The organism is Mesorhizobium sp. WSM4884 (assembly GCF_029625675.1).
GTDB lineage: Bacteria > Pseudomonadota > Alphaproteobacteria > Rhizobiales > Rhizobiaceae > Mesorhizobium.
Genome location: NZ_JARTVO010000001.1, coordinates 487,558 through 504,317, shown reverse-complemented (window position 1 = coordinate 504,317; position 16,760 = coordinate 487,558). Strand labels below are relative to the sequence as shown.

The window sequence follows — 16,760 nt, the reverse complement described above, 5'->3', positions numbered from 1 at the left end:
CCGTTCGGCGCGCTGATCGGCCGTTTTTCTGGATATTCGATGGGCGTGCGTGGCCGCACGCTGGCGCATTGCTCTTACCTAGGGAAAGCCCTGCAAGCAATCACAAGATGGCATATAGGGGTTGGGCCAGCAAAAGCGAGCGCCTGCCCCTGTCAGCCGAAGACGTGGACAACCACCGTCAGCCAGAAGGACGTGGTCAGCACCGCGCTCGCGGTGGCGATTGTCATCTGGTTCGAGGCCAGCGCCTGGCCGGTGCTGAACTGGACGGCGATGAGATAGGAATTGATGCCGGAGGGCAGCGCCGCCACCACCACCGCCACCTTTGCCGTCAGCGGCGGCAGGCCGAGCAGCCAGACCAGGAAGAGCGTCAAGGCCGGCATCAGGAAGAGTTTCAGTACCGACAGCGCGAGCGCCGGCCGGACGTTGCCGGAAATGCCGAAACGGCGCAGGCTGAGACCCATCGCGAACAGCGCAACCGGTCCGGCCGTATTGGCCAGCGCGTCGACCAGCCTCCCGATCAGCGCCGGCAGCGGCGCGCCGGTGAAGCGCCAGGCGAGCCCCGCCAGAATGCCGATGATCAGCGGATTGACAAACAGCCGCCTGAGAAAATTCCCGATAACGCGCAGTGGATGCACTTGCTCGTCGCCGCCGCGGCCGAACATCTCAAACAGCACGATCGAGGCCATCATCATGATCGGCAGGTGAACCGAGACCAGCAGCGACAGCACCTCGAAGCCGCTCCGACCGAAAATGCCGAGGATGAAGGGGGCGCCGAGCAGCACGACATTGGAATAAGCCGAGGAAACACCGCCGACGACGCCGGCACGGGCGTCCCGGCCGAAGACGCGTGTCGTGACCAGATGACCGGCGGTCCAGGTGACGGCGACCGCCGCAAAATAGGCGCCCCACAGCGACCACGGCGCCACGCCGTGGAAATCGGACTTCACCATCGTCTGGAACAACAGCAGCGGCATCGCCACGTTGACTGCGAATTCGGAAATGCCCTCGCCGCTTGCCGGCCTCAGATAACCGGCGAACCCGGCCAGATAGCCGAGCGCGACGAGGCTGAATACGAAGAGGACGGTTTCGGTGAGCGGGGTCATTTTCGGGGCGGGGACATTTTTCTCGTCATAGGCGAGCTCCGATCGCGGTGCAATCGGGGCCGCCTTCCCCATCCGCCGGGTCCTCAGCTTGTCTTTCGGCTCGCTTTGCGATTCCTATATGCCAACCGGACCCGGGGTCTCTCGGGCCGTCTCAAGGACTTCTGATGCTGCGACTTACCCTGGCGCTTTTCCTGCTTGCTGTTCCTACGCTCGCCCACGCGACCGACGCGGGCTGGGCGCTGCTGCGCGATGGCGGCCATGTCGTGCTGCTTCGCCATGCCTTCGTCACCGGCAATACCGACCCGGCGAATTTCGACATCGGCAATTGCGCCACCCAGCTCAACCTGTCGGAACGCGGCAAGCAGCAGTCAAGCCGCATCGGCGCCCTCTTCGCGGCGCGCGCTGCCCCGATCGAGCGCGTGCTCTCCAGCCGCTACTGCCGCTGCCTCGACACCGCCCGCATCGCTTTCGAGGCCGAACCGGAGCCATTCGCGCCGCTCGACCTGCTCAAGACCGATCCGGCTGAGAAAGCTGCCCAGCTGGAGGCGGTGATGAAGGAGATCCGCGGCTATTCCGGTTCCGACAATCTCGTGCTGGTCACGCATCTGGAAAACATCGAGGCGCTCACCGGGATTGCGCCGCGCGAGGGCGAAGCCGTGGTCGTGGCGCCGGAGGGCGACGGCCTCAAGGTGCTTGGCCGCGTCACGTTTTAGCTGGCCAGGTTGGCCGACGCATTCTTCAGCAGCCATGCGTCGATGCGGACCTTCCAGCCTTCGATCATGCGCTCGAACGCATCCTCCGTCAGCTCGAACAGATATGACCGTCCCGCCTCGTTCAACGCTGTGAGCGTATAGGCGATCGACACCTGTGTACCTCCGGTGCCGGCCTGGCGGCAGGCCACCTCGACAAAACCGAAACGCGAATCCGGCGTCACCCTGGCATAGCGTACTCGATGCGCCTCAGGCTCCCAATCCGTGCAGGCCCAGAGCGTGGTCTCGTCGCCATGGCTGGTCCGGAAGACCATGCCACGGCGCGTCTCCCCATCCTGCGGATGCAGAAACTCCGGATCCCAGCCGTCGACCCACAACGTTTCCCCGATCGGCGTGAACAACGGGAAGACGCGTTCGACCGGTCCGGCAAGGAAAATGCTGTGGCTGCGCTCAAGATGGTTCGTCATCGGCTTTCGCAATCGTTTCCACCAGGCGATGGCTGTCTGCCGCGCCGAGCTCCAGCCCGTAGATGCGCTTCAGCTGATCAATCGTTTCCAAGGTTTCTGGCGAGAACGGCGCCTGGCCTTCGAAAGCATGCAGCACGATGCCCTCGATGAGATCGCCAAGGCTGATGTCGCGATGCTCGGCGAGCGCCTTGAGTACCTTCACCAACCTCTTTTCCAGGCGAACCCCGGTCTGAACACGTTCTACAGTCATGGCCTTTCGTACCATGGTACATCGGTACATGCAATCGTTGCCGAAATGCAACAACCGAAAGAAGCCGCGAATCCGCCGCAACAATGCCGCTTGCGACAACCCGTCGCAGGGTCTAAAGGCGCGCTCCCGGTCACGAAAACCGAAACGAGCACAACGGTTGGAGCTTTCGCCTCCGCCCGCGCAGACGGCTTTGCCGCGTTGTGTACGGCGCCGTTTCGGAGTGTTGGGACTTGCGGGGTGTAGCTCATGGAGAGCGCCGGATTTGGGTCCGGAGGCAGGGTTCGATTCCCACACCCACGACACGGATAGCTCAATTGGTTAGAGCATCAGACTCATAATCTGACTGTCGAAGGTTCGAATCCTTCTCCAACGGCCTGAAAGGCCGACACCTTCAGGTGGTGTTATCCAAAACGGTCCGGGGACCGGAATGCGAGGACTTCATGAACGGCAGGACTTCGGCCCCGCCGGACGGCGATGTCCTGCGCCGTCGGCTCGCGGCCAGGCCGCGGTGACGATCAAGGCGCGGCAATCCCCGCAAAGGAGGCTACGGCCTTCGGCGCCCGCTTTGCCGCCCCGCGATCCGCTCCCGAAAGCCCGCCGCTTGGCGATGCCACCGGTCTCCGGATCATTCGTGCCGGGAGTTGAAACGAGAAACGAAAGGACGATCGACGCATGACGTGACGCCTCGCATGGGGCCATGCCCGACAGGAGTGAAGACAATGAAGACCATTCTCGAAAAGCTTCTTGGACGCCAGCGCGTCCTCGTGAAGGAAAACGAACGTGCAGTCGCCCTCTACAAGGGCGAGATCCAGGCTGTCCTGATGCCGGGCGAACATTGGCTCGCCAGCCGGCGCGGCAACCTGGAAGTCTCCAGGCATGACCTGAAGAACCCGGAATTCGTTTCCGCGTACGAGAAGGCATTGTTCGACAAGCTCCCGGATGTGGCCGCGCGTCACTTCACGGTCGTTCGCACCGGGCGCACCGACATTGCCGTCATCGAGCGCGACGGCGTCCTCCATGCCGTTCTCGTTCCGGACCGCAAGCTCGTGCTGTGGACGGATGCCGGCCCGTGGAAGGTGACATCCGTCGACACGGCGGCCGATCTGGCCGTCGATCCGGCCTTGATGCGCCGGATCGGCCAGGCCCGGAAGACGGAACACATGTTCCTGCATCCGGTCGTGGACGGCCAGGTCGGGCTGCTGTTCGTGGACGGCGTCTACACCCGCGCGCTTGCCGCGGGCGTGCACGCCTTCTGGAACGTCGGGCGCATGGTCCAGGTGAAGGTCGTCGACCTCAAGCGGCAGTCGCTTGATGTCGCCGGACAGGAAATGCTGACCAAGGATCGCGTGACGATCCGCGTCAACATCGCCGCCGAATACCGGGTTGTCGATCCAGTGACGGCGGTGAGCACGGTCAAGGACTTCTCGGAAGCCCTCTACCGCGCCCTGCAGTACGCCTTCCGCAAGACGCTTGGCGCGCTCACGCTCGACCAGATCCTCGACAAGAAGGTGACGGTCGACGAGGAGGCGGCGGCCAAGGTCCGGGCCGACATGGCCGCGATCGGCCTCGAGGTCAGCGATATCGCGCTCAAGGATGTCATCCTGCCGGGCGAGATGCGCGAAATCCTCAACCAGGTGGTTTCGGCCGAGAAGCAGGCCGAGGCCAACGTCATCCGCCGCCGCGAGGAGACGAACGCCACGCGTTCGCTGCTCAACACGGCCAAGGTGATGGCCGAGCACCCGGTGATGCTGCGGCTGAAGGAGCTCGAGGCTCTCGAAGCAATCGCCGGCAAGATTGAGCGCCTGACCGTCCACAACGGTACGGGCGGGCTGCTCAACGACCTGGTCAAGCTCCGCGAGAGCTGAGCTGACTTAAGGTTAACGGGAAGGGCCACCGGGCCGACCGGCGGCCCTTCTTGCGTTCCGAAAGCCGGCATCCCATCTGCGCGCCGTGCATTCGGCCTTTTCCTGCCCGGAAAAACCGATTAGACAGCGCCCAAACAAGATGCGGACAGATTCCGCCCGCAACCGAAGGAAGAGCCCTTGTCCACGACGTTCGAGAAAGTCGCCAAGATCATTGCCGACACCAGCGAGATCGATATCGACACCATCACGCCCGAAAGCCACACCATTGACGATCTCGGTATCGACAGCCTCGATTTCCTCGACATCGTCTTTGCCATCGACAAGGAATTCGGCATCAAGGTACCGCTCGAGAAGTGGACTCAGGAGGTCAATGACGGCAAGGCCTCGACCGACGATTACTTCGTCATGAAGAACCTTTGCGCCAAGATCGACGCGCTGGTCGCGGCCAAGGCCGCCTGAGACGGCCCGCGCGTGGTCTTGCTGTGCCCAGCGCATCACCCCGAAAATCGGCAACGATTTTCGGAAAGGATCATGCGCAAAATCGGAAGCAACCCGACCCACAACGGCCGCTTATGAATTCCCACGACGTCGTCATCACCGGCATCGGCCTTGTCTCCTCGCTGGGAGAAGGTCCGGACGCGCATTGGCAGAAGCTGACCCGGCCGGGTGTCGAGCCGGTGCTCGATGCGACCCGCTTCGCTCCCTACACCATCCACCCCCTGCCCGAGATCGACTGGAACCTGCAGATCGCCAAGCGCGGCGACCAGCGCCAGATGGAAACCTGGCAGCGGCTTGGCACCTATGTTGCCGGCCAGGCGCTGGACGATGCCGGCATCAAGGGCAATGACGAGCTCAGCACGACCATGGACATGGTGGTGGCGGCCGGCGGCGGCGAGCGCGACGAGGCTGTCGACGGCGCGATCCTGGCGGCTTCCGAGAGCCGCAACGACCGCGACGTGCTGCTCAACGAGAAGCTGACCACGGAATTGCGGCCGACGCTGTTCCTCGCCCAGCTTTCGAACCTGCTCGCCGGCAACATCTCGATCGTGCACAAGGTCACCGGCTCGTCCCGCACCTTCATGGGCGAGGAAGGCGCCGGCGTCTCGGCCGTCGAGACGGCCGCCGCGCGCATCCGTTCCGGCCAGTCGACGCATGTGCTGGTCGGCGGCGCGTTCCAGACCGAACATTCCGACATGCTGCTGGGCTATGAGCTCGCCGGCTATCTGCATCGCGGTCCCTGGAGGCCGGTCTGGCAGCGGCAGGGGGCGGAAGGCGGCGGCGTGGTCACCGGCTCGGGCGGCGCCTTCCTGGTGCTCGAACAGCGCGAGCACGCAATGAGCCGCGGTCGCAAGATCTACGCCGAGCTCGGTCCCGTGGTTTCCGGCCGGGCCAGGCGCCGGCGCGGCGAGCTGAATGCCGAAATCGCCGCGCTGCTCAAGCAGGCGGCTTTGCCCGATGGCGCGTTGCTGACCATTTCCGGCGCCTCGGGCGCCCATGCCGCCACGGCGGCCGAAAAGGCGACGCTCGACGCCAACCCGGCGCTTGCCGTGCGCGCCTTCTCGACGCTTACTGGCCACATGAAGGAAGCGCAGTTCCCCTTCGCCGTGGCGCTCGCCGCGCTCGCCGTCGATCGCAAGGCCGGTTATCCTGCCTTCGATGCCACCGCCGAGCGGCCATTCGAAGGCGCCCCCACGACCGTCCTTGCAACGGCGATCGGCTATCACCAATTCGAAGGCCTAGGGCTGATCAAAGCCGCTTAGAGCGAGGCAATAAAAACATGGCCAATCTCCGCGATCACATGGGCAGGCCGATCGTTGCCGTGACCGGCATCGGCGTCGTCACCTCGCTGGGCGTCGGCAAGACCGATAACTGGGCGGCGCTGACCTCAGGCAGATCCGGCATCCATCCGATCACCCGCTTTCCGGTCGATCACCTCAACACCCGCATCTCCGGCATGGTCGATTTTCTGCCGTCGAGCTCCAAGGGTGCGAGCCCCCTCACCTACGAGCTGGCCGAGACGGCGGCCCAGGAGGCGGTGTCGGAGGCAGGCCTCGATTCCGGCGATTTCGGCGGACCGCTGTTCCTCGCCTCACCGCCGGTCGAGCTCGATTGGGCCGACCGCTTCTCGCTCTACAATTCCGACAAGAAGGAAAGCGGTTCGGAGAGATTGCTGCGCGTGGCCCGCGCGTTGAAGGAGCTCGACATCTTCGAGACCACGCAGTTCGGCTCGATCGCCGACCGCCTGGCCGACCGCTTCGGCACGCGTGGCCTGCCGATCACGCTGTCGACCGCTTGCGCTTCGGGCGCTACCGCCATCCAGCTTGGCGTCGAGGCGATCCGGCGCGGCGAGTGCGACAAGGCGCTGTCGATCGGCGCCGACGGTTCAGCCACGGCCGAGGCGTTGATCCGCTTCTCGTTGCTCTCGGCGCTCTCCACCCACAACGCTATTCCCGAGAAAGCGTCAAAACCCTTCTCCAAGGATCGCGACGGCTTCGTCCTTGCCGAAGGCTCCGGCGCGCTGGTGCTGGAGTCGCTGGAGGCCGCCCTTGCCCGCGGCGCGGCCATCCTCGGCATCATGCGCGGCTGTGGCGAAAAGGCCGACGATTTCCATCGCACCCGTTCCAAACCCGACGCTTCGCCGGCGATCGCCGCGGTGCGCGCCGCCCTTGCCGATGCGGGCCTCAGCGAAGACGAGATCGACTACGTCAACGCGCACGGCACCTCGACGCCGGAAAACGACAAGATGGAGCATCTGTCGCTGTCGACCGTCTTCGGCGAGCGGATCGGCTCGATGCCGATCTCGTCCAACAAGTCGATGATCGGCCACACGCTATCGGCCGCCGGCGCGGTCGAGGCCGCATTCTCGCTGATGACGATGCGCGAAAGCGTCATTCCGCCGACGATCAATTACGACAATCCCGATCCCGCAATCGTGCTCGATGTCGTGCCGAACAGGAAGCGCAACGCCGAAGTCGGCACGGTCCTGTCGAATTCCTTCGGCTTCGGCGGCCAGAACACCTGCCTTGTCATGGCGCGGGAACCGGTCTAATGCATGTCGCCCAAAAGTGCGCAGCGGTTTTGGGAGAACGACATGCATCAAAACAAAGAGTTAAAGCGCGTCGCATGAATCCGTTTCTGCGCGACGCGCTTTAGCGGACGTTTTTCCGCTTCCACAGTACCGACAGGCCAAATGCGCGCATTGCAACTTATCGAGGACCGCCGCCTTGAAACGGTGGACCTGCCGCCTCCTCCGCCGCCATCGCTAGGCGAAGTGACGCTCCGCATAAGGGCGGTGGCGCTCAACCATATCGACGTCTGGGGCTGGCGCGGCATGGCCTTCGCCAAGCGCAAGCTGCCGCTGGTCGTCGGCGCCGAGGCCTCCGGTGAAGTCGAGGCGGTCGGACCAGGTGTCTCCAACCTTCTGCCGGGTCAGTTGGTGTCGATTTACGGCGCGCGCACCTGCGGGCTTTGCCGCGCCTGCCGGGAAGGCCGCGACAATCTCTGCGAGCATGTGTCCGGCGTCCACGGTTTTCATCTCGACGGCTTCGCTCAGGAAAAGATCAACCTGCCCGCCCGCCTCCTGGTGCCCGCGCCCCCTGGGGTCACCGAAATCGGCGCCGCCGTCGCGCCCGTCACCTTCGGCACGGTCGAGCACATGCTGTTCGACAACGCGAAGCTGGAACCGGGCGAGACCATCCTCGTCCATGCCGGCGGCTCGGGCATCGGCACCGCCGCCATCCAGCTGGCGAAGCGCATGGGCTGCACGGTCATCACCACGGTCGGCTCAAACGACAAGATCGACAAGGCGAAGGCGCTTGGCGCCGACCATGTCATCAACTACCGCGAGGACCGTTTCGAAGGCGTCGTGCGCAAGCTGACGAAGAAGAAGGGCGTCGATGTCGTGTTCGAGCATGTCGGCGCCGATACCTTTGCCGGCTCGATGCTGTCCTTGAAGCGCGGCGGGCGTCTCGTCACCTGCGGCTCGACGTCCGGCGTGTCGACGCAAGTCAACCTGATGCAGCTTTTCCAGCAGCAACTGAAACTGCTCGGCTCCTTCGGCTGCCGCATGGAGAACATGGCCGATGCGATGCAGAAGATGGCGGCCGGCCTTGTCGCCCCGGTCATCGATACGGAGGTCGGCTTCGACGACATCGACGCTGCGCTGAAGCGCATGGAAGGCCGCGACGTCTTCGGCAAGATCATCCTGCGCGTTTCCTAGGACAAGATGGTCGGCAAGGTGCTCAAGAAAGCCCGTCGGGACTTCATGTTCCGCTACGGCCGGCGGCTGCGCCAGATGGAGCACTGGCTGGTCGCGCGGCTTGCCATGACGATGATCGGCCTACTGCGGCTTTTGCCACCGGACAGCGCGCTCAACTTCGCCGACCGCGTCGCCCGCCGCATTGGGCCTCTGGTCGGGCGGCATAGGGTGGCGGTCAACAATCTGCGCCTCGCCTATCCGGAAAAGAGTGATGCCGAGATCGAGGCCATTGCGTCCGACATGTGGGGCAACATGGCTCGCCTGGCGGCCGAGTATATCTTCCTCGATGCTTTGTTCGACTTCGATCCTAACGCCATCGAGCCGGGCCGGGTCGAGGTCCGCGGCATCGACCATTTCGTCGCGATCGCCGGTGAGAAGAAGCCGCATATCCTGTTTACTGGACATCTCGGCAATTTCGAACTGCTGCCGGTGGCGGCCGCCACCTTCGGCATGAACATCACGGCGCTGTTTCGCCCGCCTAACAATCCATACCTCGCCGACTACATCCATTCGACACGCCGCTCGACGATGGGAGGCTTGCTGCCCTCCTCGACGGGGGCATCGTTCGCCCTTGCCTCCATTCTCGAAAACGGCGGCAATATCGGCGTGCTGGTCGATCAGAAATTCACGAACGGCGTCGAAACGACCTTCTTCGGCCGCCCCTGCCAAAGCAATCCGGTGCTGGGCATGCTCGCCCGCCACTATGACTGCGATGTCTATCCGGCCCGCTGCGTCAGGTTGCCGGGAAACCGGTTCCGCCTCGAGATCGAAGACAAGCTGACCCTGCCGCGCACCGAAGGCGGCATTGTCGACGTCCACGCCACCACCCAGCTGCTCGGCGACGTCGTCGAGCGCTGGGTGCGCGAGGATCCCGGACAGTGGATGTGGTTCCACAAGCGCTGGGAGATGAGCGGCCGCCGGCGCAAGCGCGGGCAGGCAAGATAGACAATTGCGTAAAAACAGATAGTTAGGGCAGTTCAGCGTTTCCGTGAAACGATGAACTCCCCTAACCGGCTGTCCAGACCGGATCAGTTGGTCACGACGATCCGCGTATTGCCGTAGCCGACTTCCCTAACCATCGCGTAGAAGGTCGCGGCGTTGGCCGTGTGCAGGCGCACGCAACCATGCGAGGCCGGCCGCCCGAGATATTTCACCGCGCCGGTGCCGTGGATGGCGTAGCCGCCGTGGAAGAACACTGAATACGGCATCGGCGAATTGTCGTACTTGCGCGAGTACCACATCCGCGCAGTCCATTGCGGCCGGTAGCTGCCGCGCGGCGTGAAGTAGCCCTTGCGCGCGGTCGATACGTTCCAGCGGTAGAGCACCTGGCCATATTTGCTGACGGTCATCGTCTGCGTGGAAACGTCGATGTTGGCGACCAGCGAGGCCGCCCGGCCGGCAAAAGATGTGCCAAGCAGCGCGGTTGCCAGCACGGCTGCCATGAGAACGGACTTCTTCATGCGATCAAACCCCTTCGATTGCCCCTTGCCATCACGTGGTTCTTTTCCATCATTTTGCCGGCAGGTGCGTTAAGTACCACACACTCGTTGACGAAACCGCCAATCCGGTGCGGCGAATTTGAATGATTTTCCCGCCATGGTTGCCAACACGGCACGCACTCTCGACGGTTTAACCTTTTGAGCCTGCCCGGATCATTGCTTGGCCGATTATTGTTTGACGGTGAGCGACAGGCGGCTTGCAAAACCGCGGCATTGCTTCTTCAATCCGTCGGATGAATGAACGACTCCTTCGGGCCGTCGACGACCGGGTCGACGACCTGGTCGCGCTTGCCGCCGACCTGATCCGCTTTCCGACCGTCAATCCCCCCGGCGAGGCCTACCGGCCGTGCGCCGAGTATCTTGGCGCGCGGCTGGAAAAGCTCGGCTTCGAGACCGAGTTCATTCGCGCCGAGGGCACGCCCGGCGACACCGACCGCTACCCGCGCGTCAATGTCGTCGCCCGTTTCGACGGCCGCTCGCCCGGTGGTTGCGTACACTTCAATTCGCATATCGACGTGGTCGAAGCGGGCGAAGGCTGGACCGTCGATCCCTTTGCCGGCCTGGTAAAGGACGGCCGGGTTTACGGCCGCGGCGCCTGCGACATGAAAGGCGGGCTCGCCGCCTCCGTCATCGCCGCGGAAGCGTTCATGGAGGTCTATCCCGACTTCTCCGGCGCCATCGAGATTTCAGGCACCGTCGACGAGGAGTCCGGCGGCTTCGGCGGCGTCGCGCATCTGGCGAAGCTGGGCTACTTCTCCAGGCCGAAGGTCGACCACGTCATCATTCCCGAGCCGCTCAACAAGGATCGCATCTGCCTTGGCCATCGCGGCGTCTGGTGGGCCGAGATCGAGACCAAGGGCGAGATCGCGCATGGCTCGATGCCGTTCCTCGGCGACAACGCCGTGCGCCATATGGGCGCCGTACTGCAGGCCTTCGAGGACGAGCTGTTCCCGGCGCTCGACCGCAAGATGACCCGCATGCCGGTGGTGCCAGAGGGCGCCCGGCGCTCGACCATGAACATCAATTCCATCCATGGCGGCCAGACCGAGGATTTCAGGCCGGGCCTGCCCTCGCCCAATGTTCCCGATTCCTGCCGGCTGACCATCGACCGCCGCTTCCTGCTCGAGGAGGAACTCGCCGCCGTCAAGGGCGAAGTCACGGGCATCCTCGAACGGCTGAAGCGCGAGCGGAAGAAGTTCGACTACGAGATCCGCGACCTGATGGAAGTTCTGCCGCTGATGACGGAGCGCGACGCACCGGTGGTGAAGGCTGTCGCACAAGGCATCATGGAGGTCTTCGACCGCGAGCCCGACTATGTGATTTCGCCCGGCACCTACGATCAGAAGCATGTCGCCCGCATCGGCCATATCTACGACTGCATCGCCTATGGCCCAGGCATTCTCGATCTTGCCCATCGGCCGGACGAATGGGTCGGCATCGCCGACATGGTGGAATCGGCCAAGGTGATGGCGATCGGCCTCAACGTGCTGCTGCGCGGTGCGACCGGTTGATCCGGAAAAACATTTCCCTTGGCGCGGCCCGGCAGCACGAAACGCAATTTACTCCCGGGCCAAATCACGCTTCTATCCGCTGGCTTGAGCATATTTTGAGCAATGGGAGTTCAGCGATGAAATTGTGGAAGACCATTTTTGCCGCAGCCGTGATGTCGTTTGCCGCCGCCACGTCGGCGTTTGCCGCGCGCACCGACCTCGTCATCGGCATTCCGCTCGAACCCCCGCATCTCGATCCGACCGCGGGCGCGGCCGCCGCGATCGACGAGGTGCTCTATGCCAACGTGTTCGAAGGCCTCACCCGCATTGGCCCCAACGGCGAGGTTCTGCCCGACCTCGCCGAAAGCTGGACCATCTCGGATGACGGCAAGACCTACGCCTTCAAGCTTCACACCGGCGTGAAGTTCCACGATGGCAGCGACTTCAGCGCCGACGACGTGAAATTCTCCCTAGACCGCGCTCGCGCCGACAATTCGGTCAACGCCCAGAAAGGGCTGTTCGCGCAGATCGACAAGGTCGACGTCGTCGATCCAGCCACCGTCAAGGTGACGTTGAAGAACCCGCAGGGCTCCTTCCTCTACAACATGGGCTGGGGCGACGCGGTGATCGTGTCGCCGAAATCCGCCGACACCAACAAGGAAAAGCCGATTGGGACCGGCCCCTTCAAGTTCCAGAACTGGGCCAAGGGCTCGTCGATCTCGCTGGTGAAGTCGGACAGCTACTGGGGCGCCCCCGTTGCGCTCGACAAGGTCGAGTTCCGCATCGTGCCTGACGCCGCCGCCGCCGTGCCGGCACTGCTTTCCGGCGACATCCAGGCCTTTCCCTTCTTCGATCCCGACAGCGTTTCCCAGGTCAAGGGCGATCCGCGTTTCAAGGTCGTGATCGGCTCCACCGAAGGCGAGACGATTCTTTCGATCAACAACAAGAAGCCGCCCTTCGACAAGCTGCAGGTCAGACAGGCGATCTCCTTCGCGCTCGACCGCAAGGCGATCATCGACGGCGCCTCGGCCGGTCTCGGCGTGCCGATCGGCTCGCATATGTCGCCGGCCAACAAGGACTATGTCGACCTCACCGGCCTCTATCCGCACAACGTCGACAAAGCCAAGGAACTGCTGAAGGAGGCCGGTCTCGAAAACGGCTTCAAGGCGACGCTGAAGCTGCCGCCGCCTTCCTATGCGCGGCTTGGCGGCGAGATCATTGCCTCCGAACTGCGCGAGGTCGGCATCGACCTGGAGATCATTCCGGTCGAATGGGCGCAATGGCTCGACCAGGTCTTCACCAAGAAGGACTACGACCTCACGATCGTGTCCCACACCGAGCCGAACGACATCGATATCTATTCCCGCAAGGACTATTACTTCAACTACGACAATCCGACCTTCGACAAGATCATCGCCGACCTCAACCTGACCTCCGACGAAGCCAAGCGCAAGGAACTGCTCGGCGAAGCGCAGAAGATCCTCGCCGACGACGCCGTGGTCGGCTTCCTCTACGAGCTGCCGAAGGTCGGGGTCTGGGACGCCAAGCTGCAGGGCCTGTGGGAGAACGCGCCGATCCAGGCCAACGACCTCACCAAGGTGAAGTGGGCGGATTGAGGCTGGCGCGATCGCCTGATCGCCTCCCATGACCGTCTACCTCGTAAAGCGCCTCATCATCGCGGCCATCACGCTGGTGCTGGCCTCGATGGTGGTCTTCGTGGTGATGGAAATCCTGCCCGGCGACCCCGCGCGCCTGATGCTGGGCTTCAACGCCGGCGCCGACCAGGTCGAGCTGCTGCGCAACCAGATGGGGCTGAACGCGCCGCTTGTCCTGCGTTACCTGCACTGGGCGGGCGGGCTGCTCAGCCTCGATTTCGGTCGCTCCTACACCTACTCGGTTCCCGTCATCGACCTTGTGCGTGAGCGCGTCGTCGTTTCCCTGCCGCTGGCGCTGGTCGCGCTGACGCTCTCGACCGTCATAGCCATTCCGGTCGGCGTGTTTTCGGCCAGCCGGCAGGGGGGGGCCGGCGACGCGCTTGCGATGGGCGCCGCGCAGCTCGGCGTCGCCGTGCCGAACTTTTGGTTCGCCCTGATGCTGATCTACCTCTTCGCCGTGTGGCTGCGGCTGGTGCCGGCCGGCGGCTTTCCCGGCTGGAGCGCCGGCATCTGGCCGGCGCTGAAGTCGCTGCTGCTGCCTGCCTTCGCGTTGGCCCTGCCGCAAGCGGCGATCCTCGCGCGGGTCGCCCGCTCGGCACTGATCGAGGTGCTCAGCGAAGACTATATCCGCACCGCCCGCGCCAAGGGCCTGCCCTACCGCGCCGTGCTCTGGCGCCACGCGCTGCGCAATGCCATGATACCGGTGCTCACCATCCTCGGCCTGCAATTCGCCTTCCTGCTCGCCGGCACCATCATCATCGAGAATGTCTTCTATCTGCCTGGTCTCGGCCGGCTGGTGTTCCAGGCCATCACCCAGCGCGACTTGATCGTCGTCGAGAGCGTCGTGATGCTCTTGGTCGCCGCCGTGATCGCCGTCAACCTGCTGGTCGACTTCTCCTATGCCGTCGTCGATCCGCGGCTTAGAGGCCGGCAATGACGACGCGCGTTGAGTTGCCCGAGGAAACCCTTGCCGGGGCTCTGGCCAAAGCCTTCCGCAACCGCTCGTTCCTTATCGGCTTCGCGATCACCCTGCTCGTCGCCGCGGTCGCGCTGCTGTCCTTCGGCTGGACGCCCTATGACGTGACCAAGCTGGTGATCGCCGACAAGACGCAGGCGCCGTCGCCGACGCACTGGTTCGGCACTGATCACTTCGGTCGCGACATCCTGTCGATGATCATGGTCGGCGCCCGCAACTCGATCGCCGTGGCGCTGGTGGCGGTCGGCATCGGCATGGGCGTCGGCGTGCCGCTCGGCGCTTTCGCCGCCGCGCGCGGCGGCATTGCCGACGAGGCGCTGATGCGCGTCAACGACCTCGTCTTCGCCTTCCCGGCGCTGCTTTCGGCGATCATGATCACCGCCATCTTCGGCCCCGGCGCCGTCAATGCCATCATCGCCATCGGCATCTTCAACATCCCGGTCTTCGCCCGCGTCGCTCGCGCGGGTGGCCTGGCGATCTGGCCGCGCGAGTTCATCCTTGCTGCGCGCGCCGCCGGCAAGGGCATGACGCATATCACCATCGAGCACATCCTGCCCAACATCGCGACGCTGCTGCTGGTCCAGGGCACGATCCAGTTTGCGCTCGGCATCCTTGCGGAAGCCGGCCTCTCCTACGTTGGTCTCGGCGCGCAGCCGCCGATGCCGAGCTGGGGGCGCATGCTGTTCGACGCCCAGACGCGCATGGTGACGGCGCCCTGGATGGCGATCTTTCCCGGCATGGCGATCGTCGTCACCGTGCTCGGGCTGAACCTGCTCGGCGACGGCATCGCCGACATCCTCGACCCGAAATCGCGGCGGCAGCGATGAGCCTGCTCGAGATCGAGAACCTGTCGCTGGCCATCGGCAAGACGCCGATCCTGAAGGAAGTCGGGCTCGCAATCGGGCCCGGCGAGGTGGTCGGCCTGGTCGGCGAATCCGGCTCCGGCAAGTCGATGACGGCGCTGACCATCATGCGCCTTCTGCCGCATCTGGCGCGCACCGACGGACGCGTCACTTTCGACGGCATCGACCTCCTGGCCGCGAGCGAGGACCAGATGTGCGCGCTGCGCGGCGACGACATCGGCATGGTCTTCCAAGAGCCGATGACGGCGCTCAATCCGGTCAAGACGATCGGCGAGCAGGTGGCCGAGGGTATTCGTTGGCACACCAAGGCTGGCCGCGCCGAGGCCGAGGAACATGCGCGAAAGATGCTCGACCGGGTCGGCCTGCCGGAAGCGAAATTCCCGCTGTCACGCTACCCGCACGAACTCTCCGGCGGCCAGCGCCAGCGCGTCGTCATTGCGATTGCCTGCGCGCTGAAGCCGAAACTTCTAATCGCCGACGAGCCGACGACGGCACTCGACGTGGTGCTGCAGGCGCAGATCCTGGACCTACTGCGCGATCTCGTGCGCGAAAACCGCATGGGCCTGCTGCTCATCTCGCACGACCTCGCGGTGGTGACCGAGATGGCCGATCGCCTGACCATCCTGCGGCAAGGCGAGGTGATGGAGGCCGGCGATACCGCGCGCACGCTGTCGGAGCAGTTCCACCCCTACACCCGCGAGTTGGCCCTGGCCTCCATGCACGTGCCGGCGCGGCCTAAGATCCATCTTGCCGGCTCGACCAAGCCGCTGCTCGAGGTCCAAGGCGTCAGCCGCGATTATCCGGGCCGACGCAAATCCTTGTTCCGACCAGCAGAGCCGGTCCGCGCCGTCGACAACGTCTCGCTGACCATCGAACCCGCCCAGTCTGTTGCGCTCGTCGGACGCTCCGGTTGCGGCAAATCCACGCTTGCCCGCATGATCCTGGCGCTGGACAGGCCGACGGCAGGGGCGATCCGCTTTCGCGGCGAGACCATCAGCGGTAAGGCGGAGGCGGCGCTGAAGCCGGCCCGGCGTGACATGCAGGTGGTTTTCCAGGACCCCTACGGCTCCTTCGACCCGCGCCAGAAGGTCGAGAAGCTGGTGGGCGAACCGCTGCACCTTCTGGAAAAGCAGCCGGCCAGAGCCGAGCGCCGCGAGATTGTCGCGAATGCGCTGCATGAGGTCGGGCTTGGCCCACGCGACATGGATAAGTACCCGCATGAATTCTCGGGCGGTCAGCGCCAGCGCCTGTCGATCGCCCGCGCCATCATCACCCGCCCAAAGCTGGTGGTGGCCGACGAGCCGGTCTCGGCGCTGGATGTCTCGATCCGCGCCCAGATCCTCGATCTTTTCGCCGAGCTCAACCAGAAACTCGGCATCGCCTATCTCTTCATCACCCACGACCTGACGGTTGCCCGCGCCATGTCGGATGAAGTGCTGGTCATGCATGAGGGCAAGATCGTCGAGCGCGGCCGGACCAGCGATGTGCTCGACAATCCTCGCTCTGAATCGGCTCGGGCGTTGGTCGCGGCGGCGCCAGACCTTCACCGCGCGATCGCGCGGCGCATGCATGAACAGGGTTGAGCAGCCGGTTTGCGCAACGCGACAGCGAACGCCGGACGCCG

The 16,760-nt window shown here is 64.3% G+C and carries 16 protein-coding genes and 1 tRNA gene; 13 read left to right on the top strand and 4 right to left on the bottom strand.

The annotated features are described in order from the left end of the window. Nucleotides 1–152: 152 nt before the first annotated feature. Entirely contained in the window at nucleotides 153–1,103 is a 951-nt protein-coding gene (locus P9236_RS02305) for an AEC family transporter (RefSeq protein WP_278073058.1), read from the bottom strand. Nucleotides 1,104–1,267: 164 nt separating this feature from the next. Between P9236_RS02305 and P9236_RS02300 the strand changes: the two genes are divergently transcribed. Then, complete coding sequence (locus tag P9236_RS02300; protein WP_278072972.1) at nucleotides 1,268–1,816, top strand: histidine phosphatase family protein; 549 nt, start codon at nucleotides 1,268–1,270, stop codon at nucleotides 1,814–1,816. Here the strand turns inward: P9236_RS02300 and P9236_RS02295 are convergent. Together P9236_RS02295 and P9236_RS02290 are read right to left on the bottom strand one after the other, a co-directional pair. Continuing rightward, complete coding sequence (locus P9236_RS02295; RefSeq protein WP_278072971.1) at nucleotides 1,813–2,280, bottom strand: SRPBCC family protein; 468 nt, start codon at nucleotides 2,278–2,280, stop codon at nucleotides 1,813–1,815. The two genes, P9236_RS02300 and P9236_RS02295, sit on opposite strands and share 4 nt — an antisense overlap. Beyond that, nucleotides 2,264–2,545 carry a hypothetical protein gene (locus P9236_RS02290; protein ID WP_278072970.1) on the bottom strand — a complete coding sequence of 94 codons (282 nt, stop codon included), beginning with the start codon at nucleotides 2,543–2,545 and terminating at the stop codon, nucleotides 2,264–2,266. Before P9236_RS02290 ends, P9236_RS02295 begins: the two co-directional genes overlap by 17 nt. A gap of 287 nt (nucleotides 2,546–2,832) precedes the next feature. Here P9236_RS02290 and P9236_RS02285 point away from each other — a divergent pair. From P9236_RS02285 to P9236_RS02255, 7 genes are all read left to right on the top strand, one after another. Continuing rightward, a tRNA-Ile gene (locus P9236_RS02285) sits at nucleotides 2,833–2,900 on the top strand. A 349-nt stretch (nucleotides 2,901–3,249) separates the two neighbouring features. After that, nucleotides 3,250–4,395, top strand: coding sequence for a slipin family protein (locus P9236_RS02280; RefSeq protein WP_278072969.1), 1,146 nt, complete (start codon nucleotides 3,250–3,252; stop codon nucleotides 4,393–4,395). 177 nt (nucleotides 4,396–4,572) lie between these two features. Further along, nucleotides 4,573–4,854 (top strand): acyl carrier protein, encoded by a 282-nt coding sequence (locus P9236_RS02275; protein ID WP_027167184.1) that lies wholly within the window; start codon nucleotides 4,573–4,575, stop codon nucleotides 4,852–4,854. 113 nt (nucleotides 4,855–4,967) lie between these two features. Next, a complete protein-coding gene (locus P9236_RS02270) occupies nucleotides 4,968–6,155 on the top strand; it encodes a beta-ketoacyl-ACP synthase (protein WP_278072968.1) in 1,188 nt (395 codons plus the stop codon). Nucleotides 6,156–6,172: 17 nt separating this feature from the next. Further along, nucleotides 6,173–7,444: a beta-ketoacyl-ACP synthase gene (locus P9236_RS02265; RefSeq protein ID WP_278072967.1), complete on the top strand. Its 1,272-nt coding sequence runs from the start codon at nucleotides 6,173–6,175 to the stop codon at nucleotides 7,442–7,444. 141 nt (nucleotides 7,445–7,585) lie between these two features. Then, nucleotides 7,586–8,614: a zinc-binding dehydrogenase gene (locus tag P9236_RS02260; RefSeq protein WP_278072966.1), complete on the top strand. Its 1,029-nt coding sequence runs from the start codon at nucleotides 7,586–7,588 to the stop codon at nucleotides 8,612–8,614. Nucleotides 8,615–8,620: 6 nt separating this feature from the next. After that, nucleotides 8,621–9,598, top strand: a complete 978-nt coding sequence (locus tag P9236_RS02255; RefSeq protein WP_278072965.1) for a lipid A biosynthesis lauroyl acyltransferase — start codon at nucleotides 8,621–8,623, stop codon at nucleotides 9,596–9,598. Nucleotides 9,599–9,681: 83 nt separating this feature from the next. Here P9236_RS02255 and P9236_RS02250 read toward each other — a convergent pair whose 3' ends face one another. Next, complete coding sequence (locus P9236_RS02250) at nucleotides 9,682–10,113, bottom strand: L,D-transpeptidase (protein WP_278072964.1); 432 nt, start codon at nucleotides 10,111–10,113, stop codon at nucleotides 9,682–9,684. Between the two features lie 272 nt (nucleotides 10,114–10,385). Between P9236_RS02250 and P9236_RS02245 the strand changes: the two genes are divergently transcribed. The 5 genes from P9236_RS02245 to P9236_RS02225 all read left to right on the top strand — a co-directional run bounded on the left by P9236_RS02245 (nucleotide 10,386) and on the right by P9236_RS02225 (nucleotide 16,719). Then, the gene (locus tag P9236_RS02245; protein WP_278072963.1) at nucleotides 10,386–11,663 is read left to right on the top strand and encodes an acetylornithine deacetylase/succinyl-diaminopimelate desuccinylase family protein; all 1,278 of its coding nucleotides are present in this window, start codon (nucleotides 10,386–10,388) and stop codon (nucleotides 11,661–11,663) included. A 116-nt stretch (nucleotides 11,664–11,779) separates the two neighbouring features. Further along, on the top strand, nucleotides 11,780–13,258 hold the full coding sequence (locus tag P9236_RS02240; protein WP_278072962.1) for an ABC transporter substrate-binding protein: 1,479 nt from the start codon (nucleotides 11,780–11,782) through the stop codon (nucleotides 13,256–13,258). Nucleotides 13,259–13,286: 28 nt separating this feature from the next. Beyond that, on the top strand, nucleotides 13,287–14,234 hold the full coding sequence (locus P9236_RS02235) for an ABC transporter permease (protein WP_278072961.1): 948 nt from the start codon (nucleotides 13,287–13,289) through the stop codon (nucleotides 14,232–14,234). Next, nucleotides 14,231–15,100 carry an ABC transporter permease gene (locus P9236_RS02230; protein ID WP_278072960.1) on the top strand — a complete coding sequence of 290 codons (870 nt, stop codon included), beginning with the start codon at nucleotides 14,231–14,233 and terminating at the stop codon, nucleotides 15,098–15,100. The genes P9236_RS02235 and P9236_RS02230 overlap by 4 nt, the downstream gene beginning before the upstream one ends. Next, a complete protein-coding gene (locus P9236_RS02225) occupies nucleotides 15,097–16,719 on the top strand; it encodes a dipeptide ABC transporter ATP-binding protein (RefSeq protein WP_278072959.1) in 1,623 nt (540 codons plus the stop codon). Before P9236_RS02230 ends, P9236_RS02225 begins: the two co-directional genes overlap by 4 nt. Nucleotides 16,720–16,760: the final 41 nt, after the last annotated feature.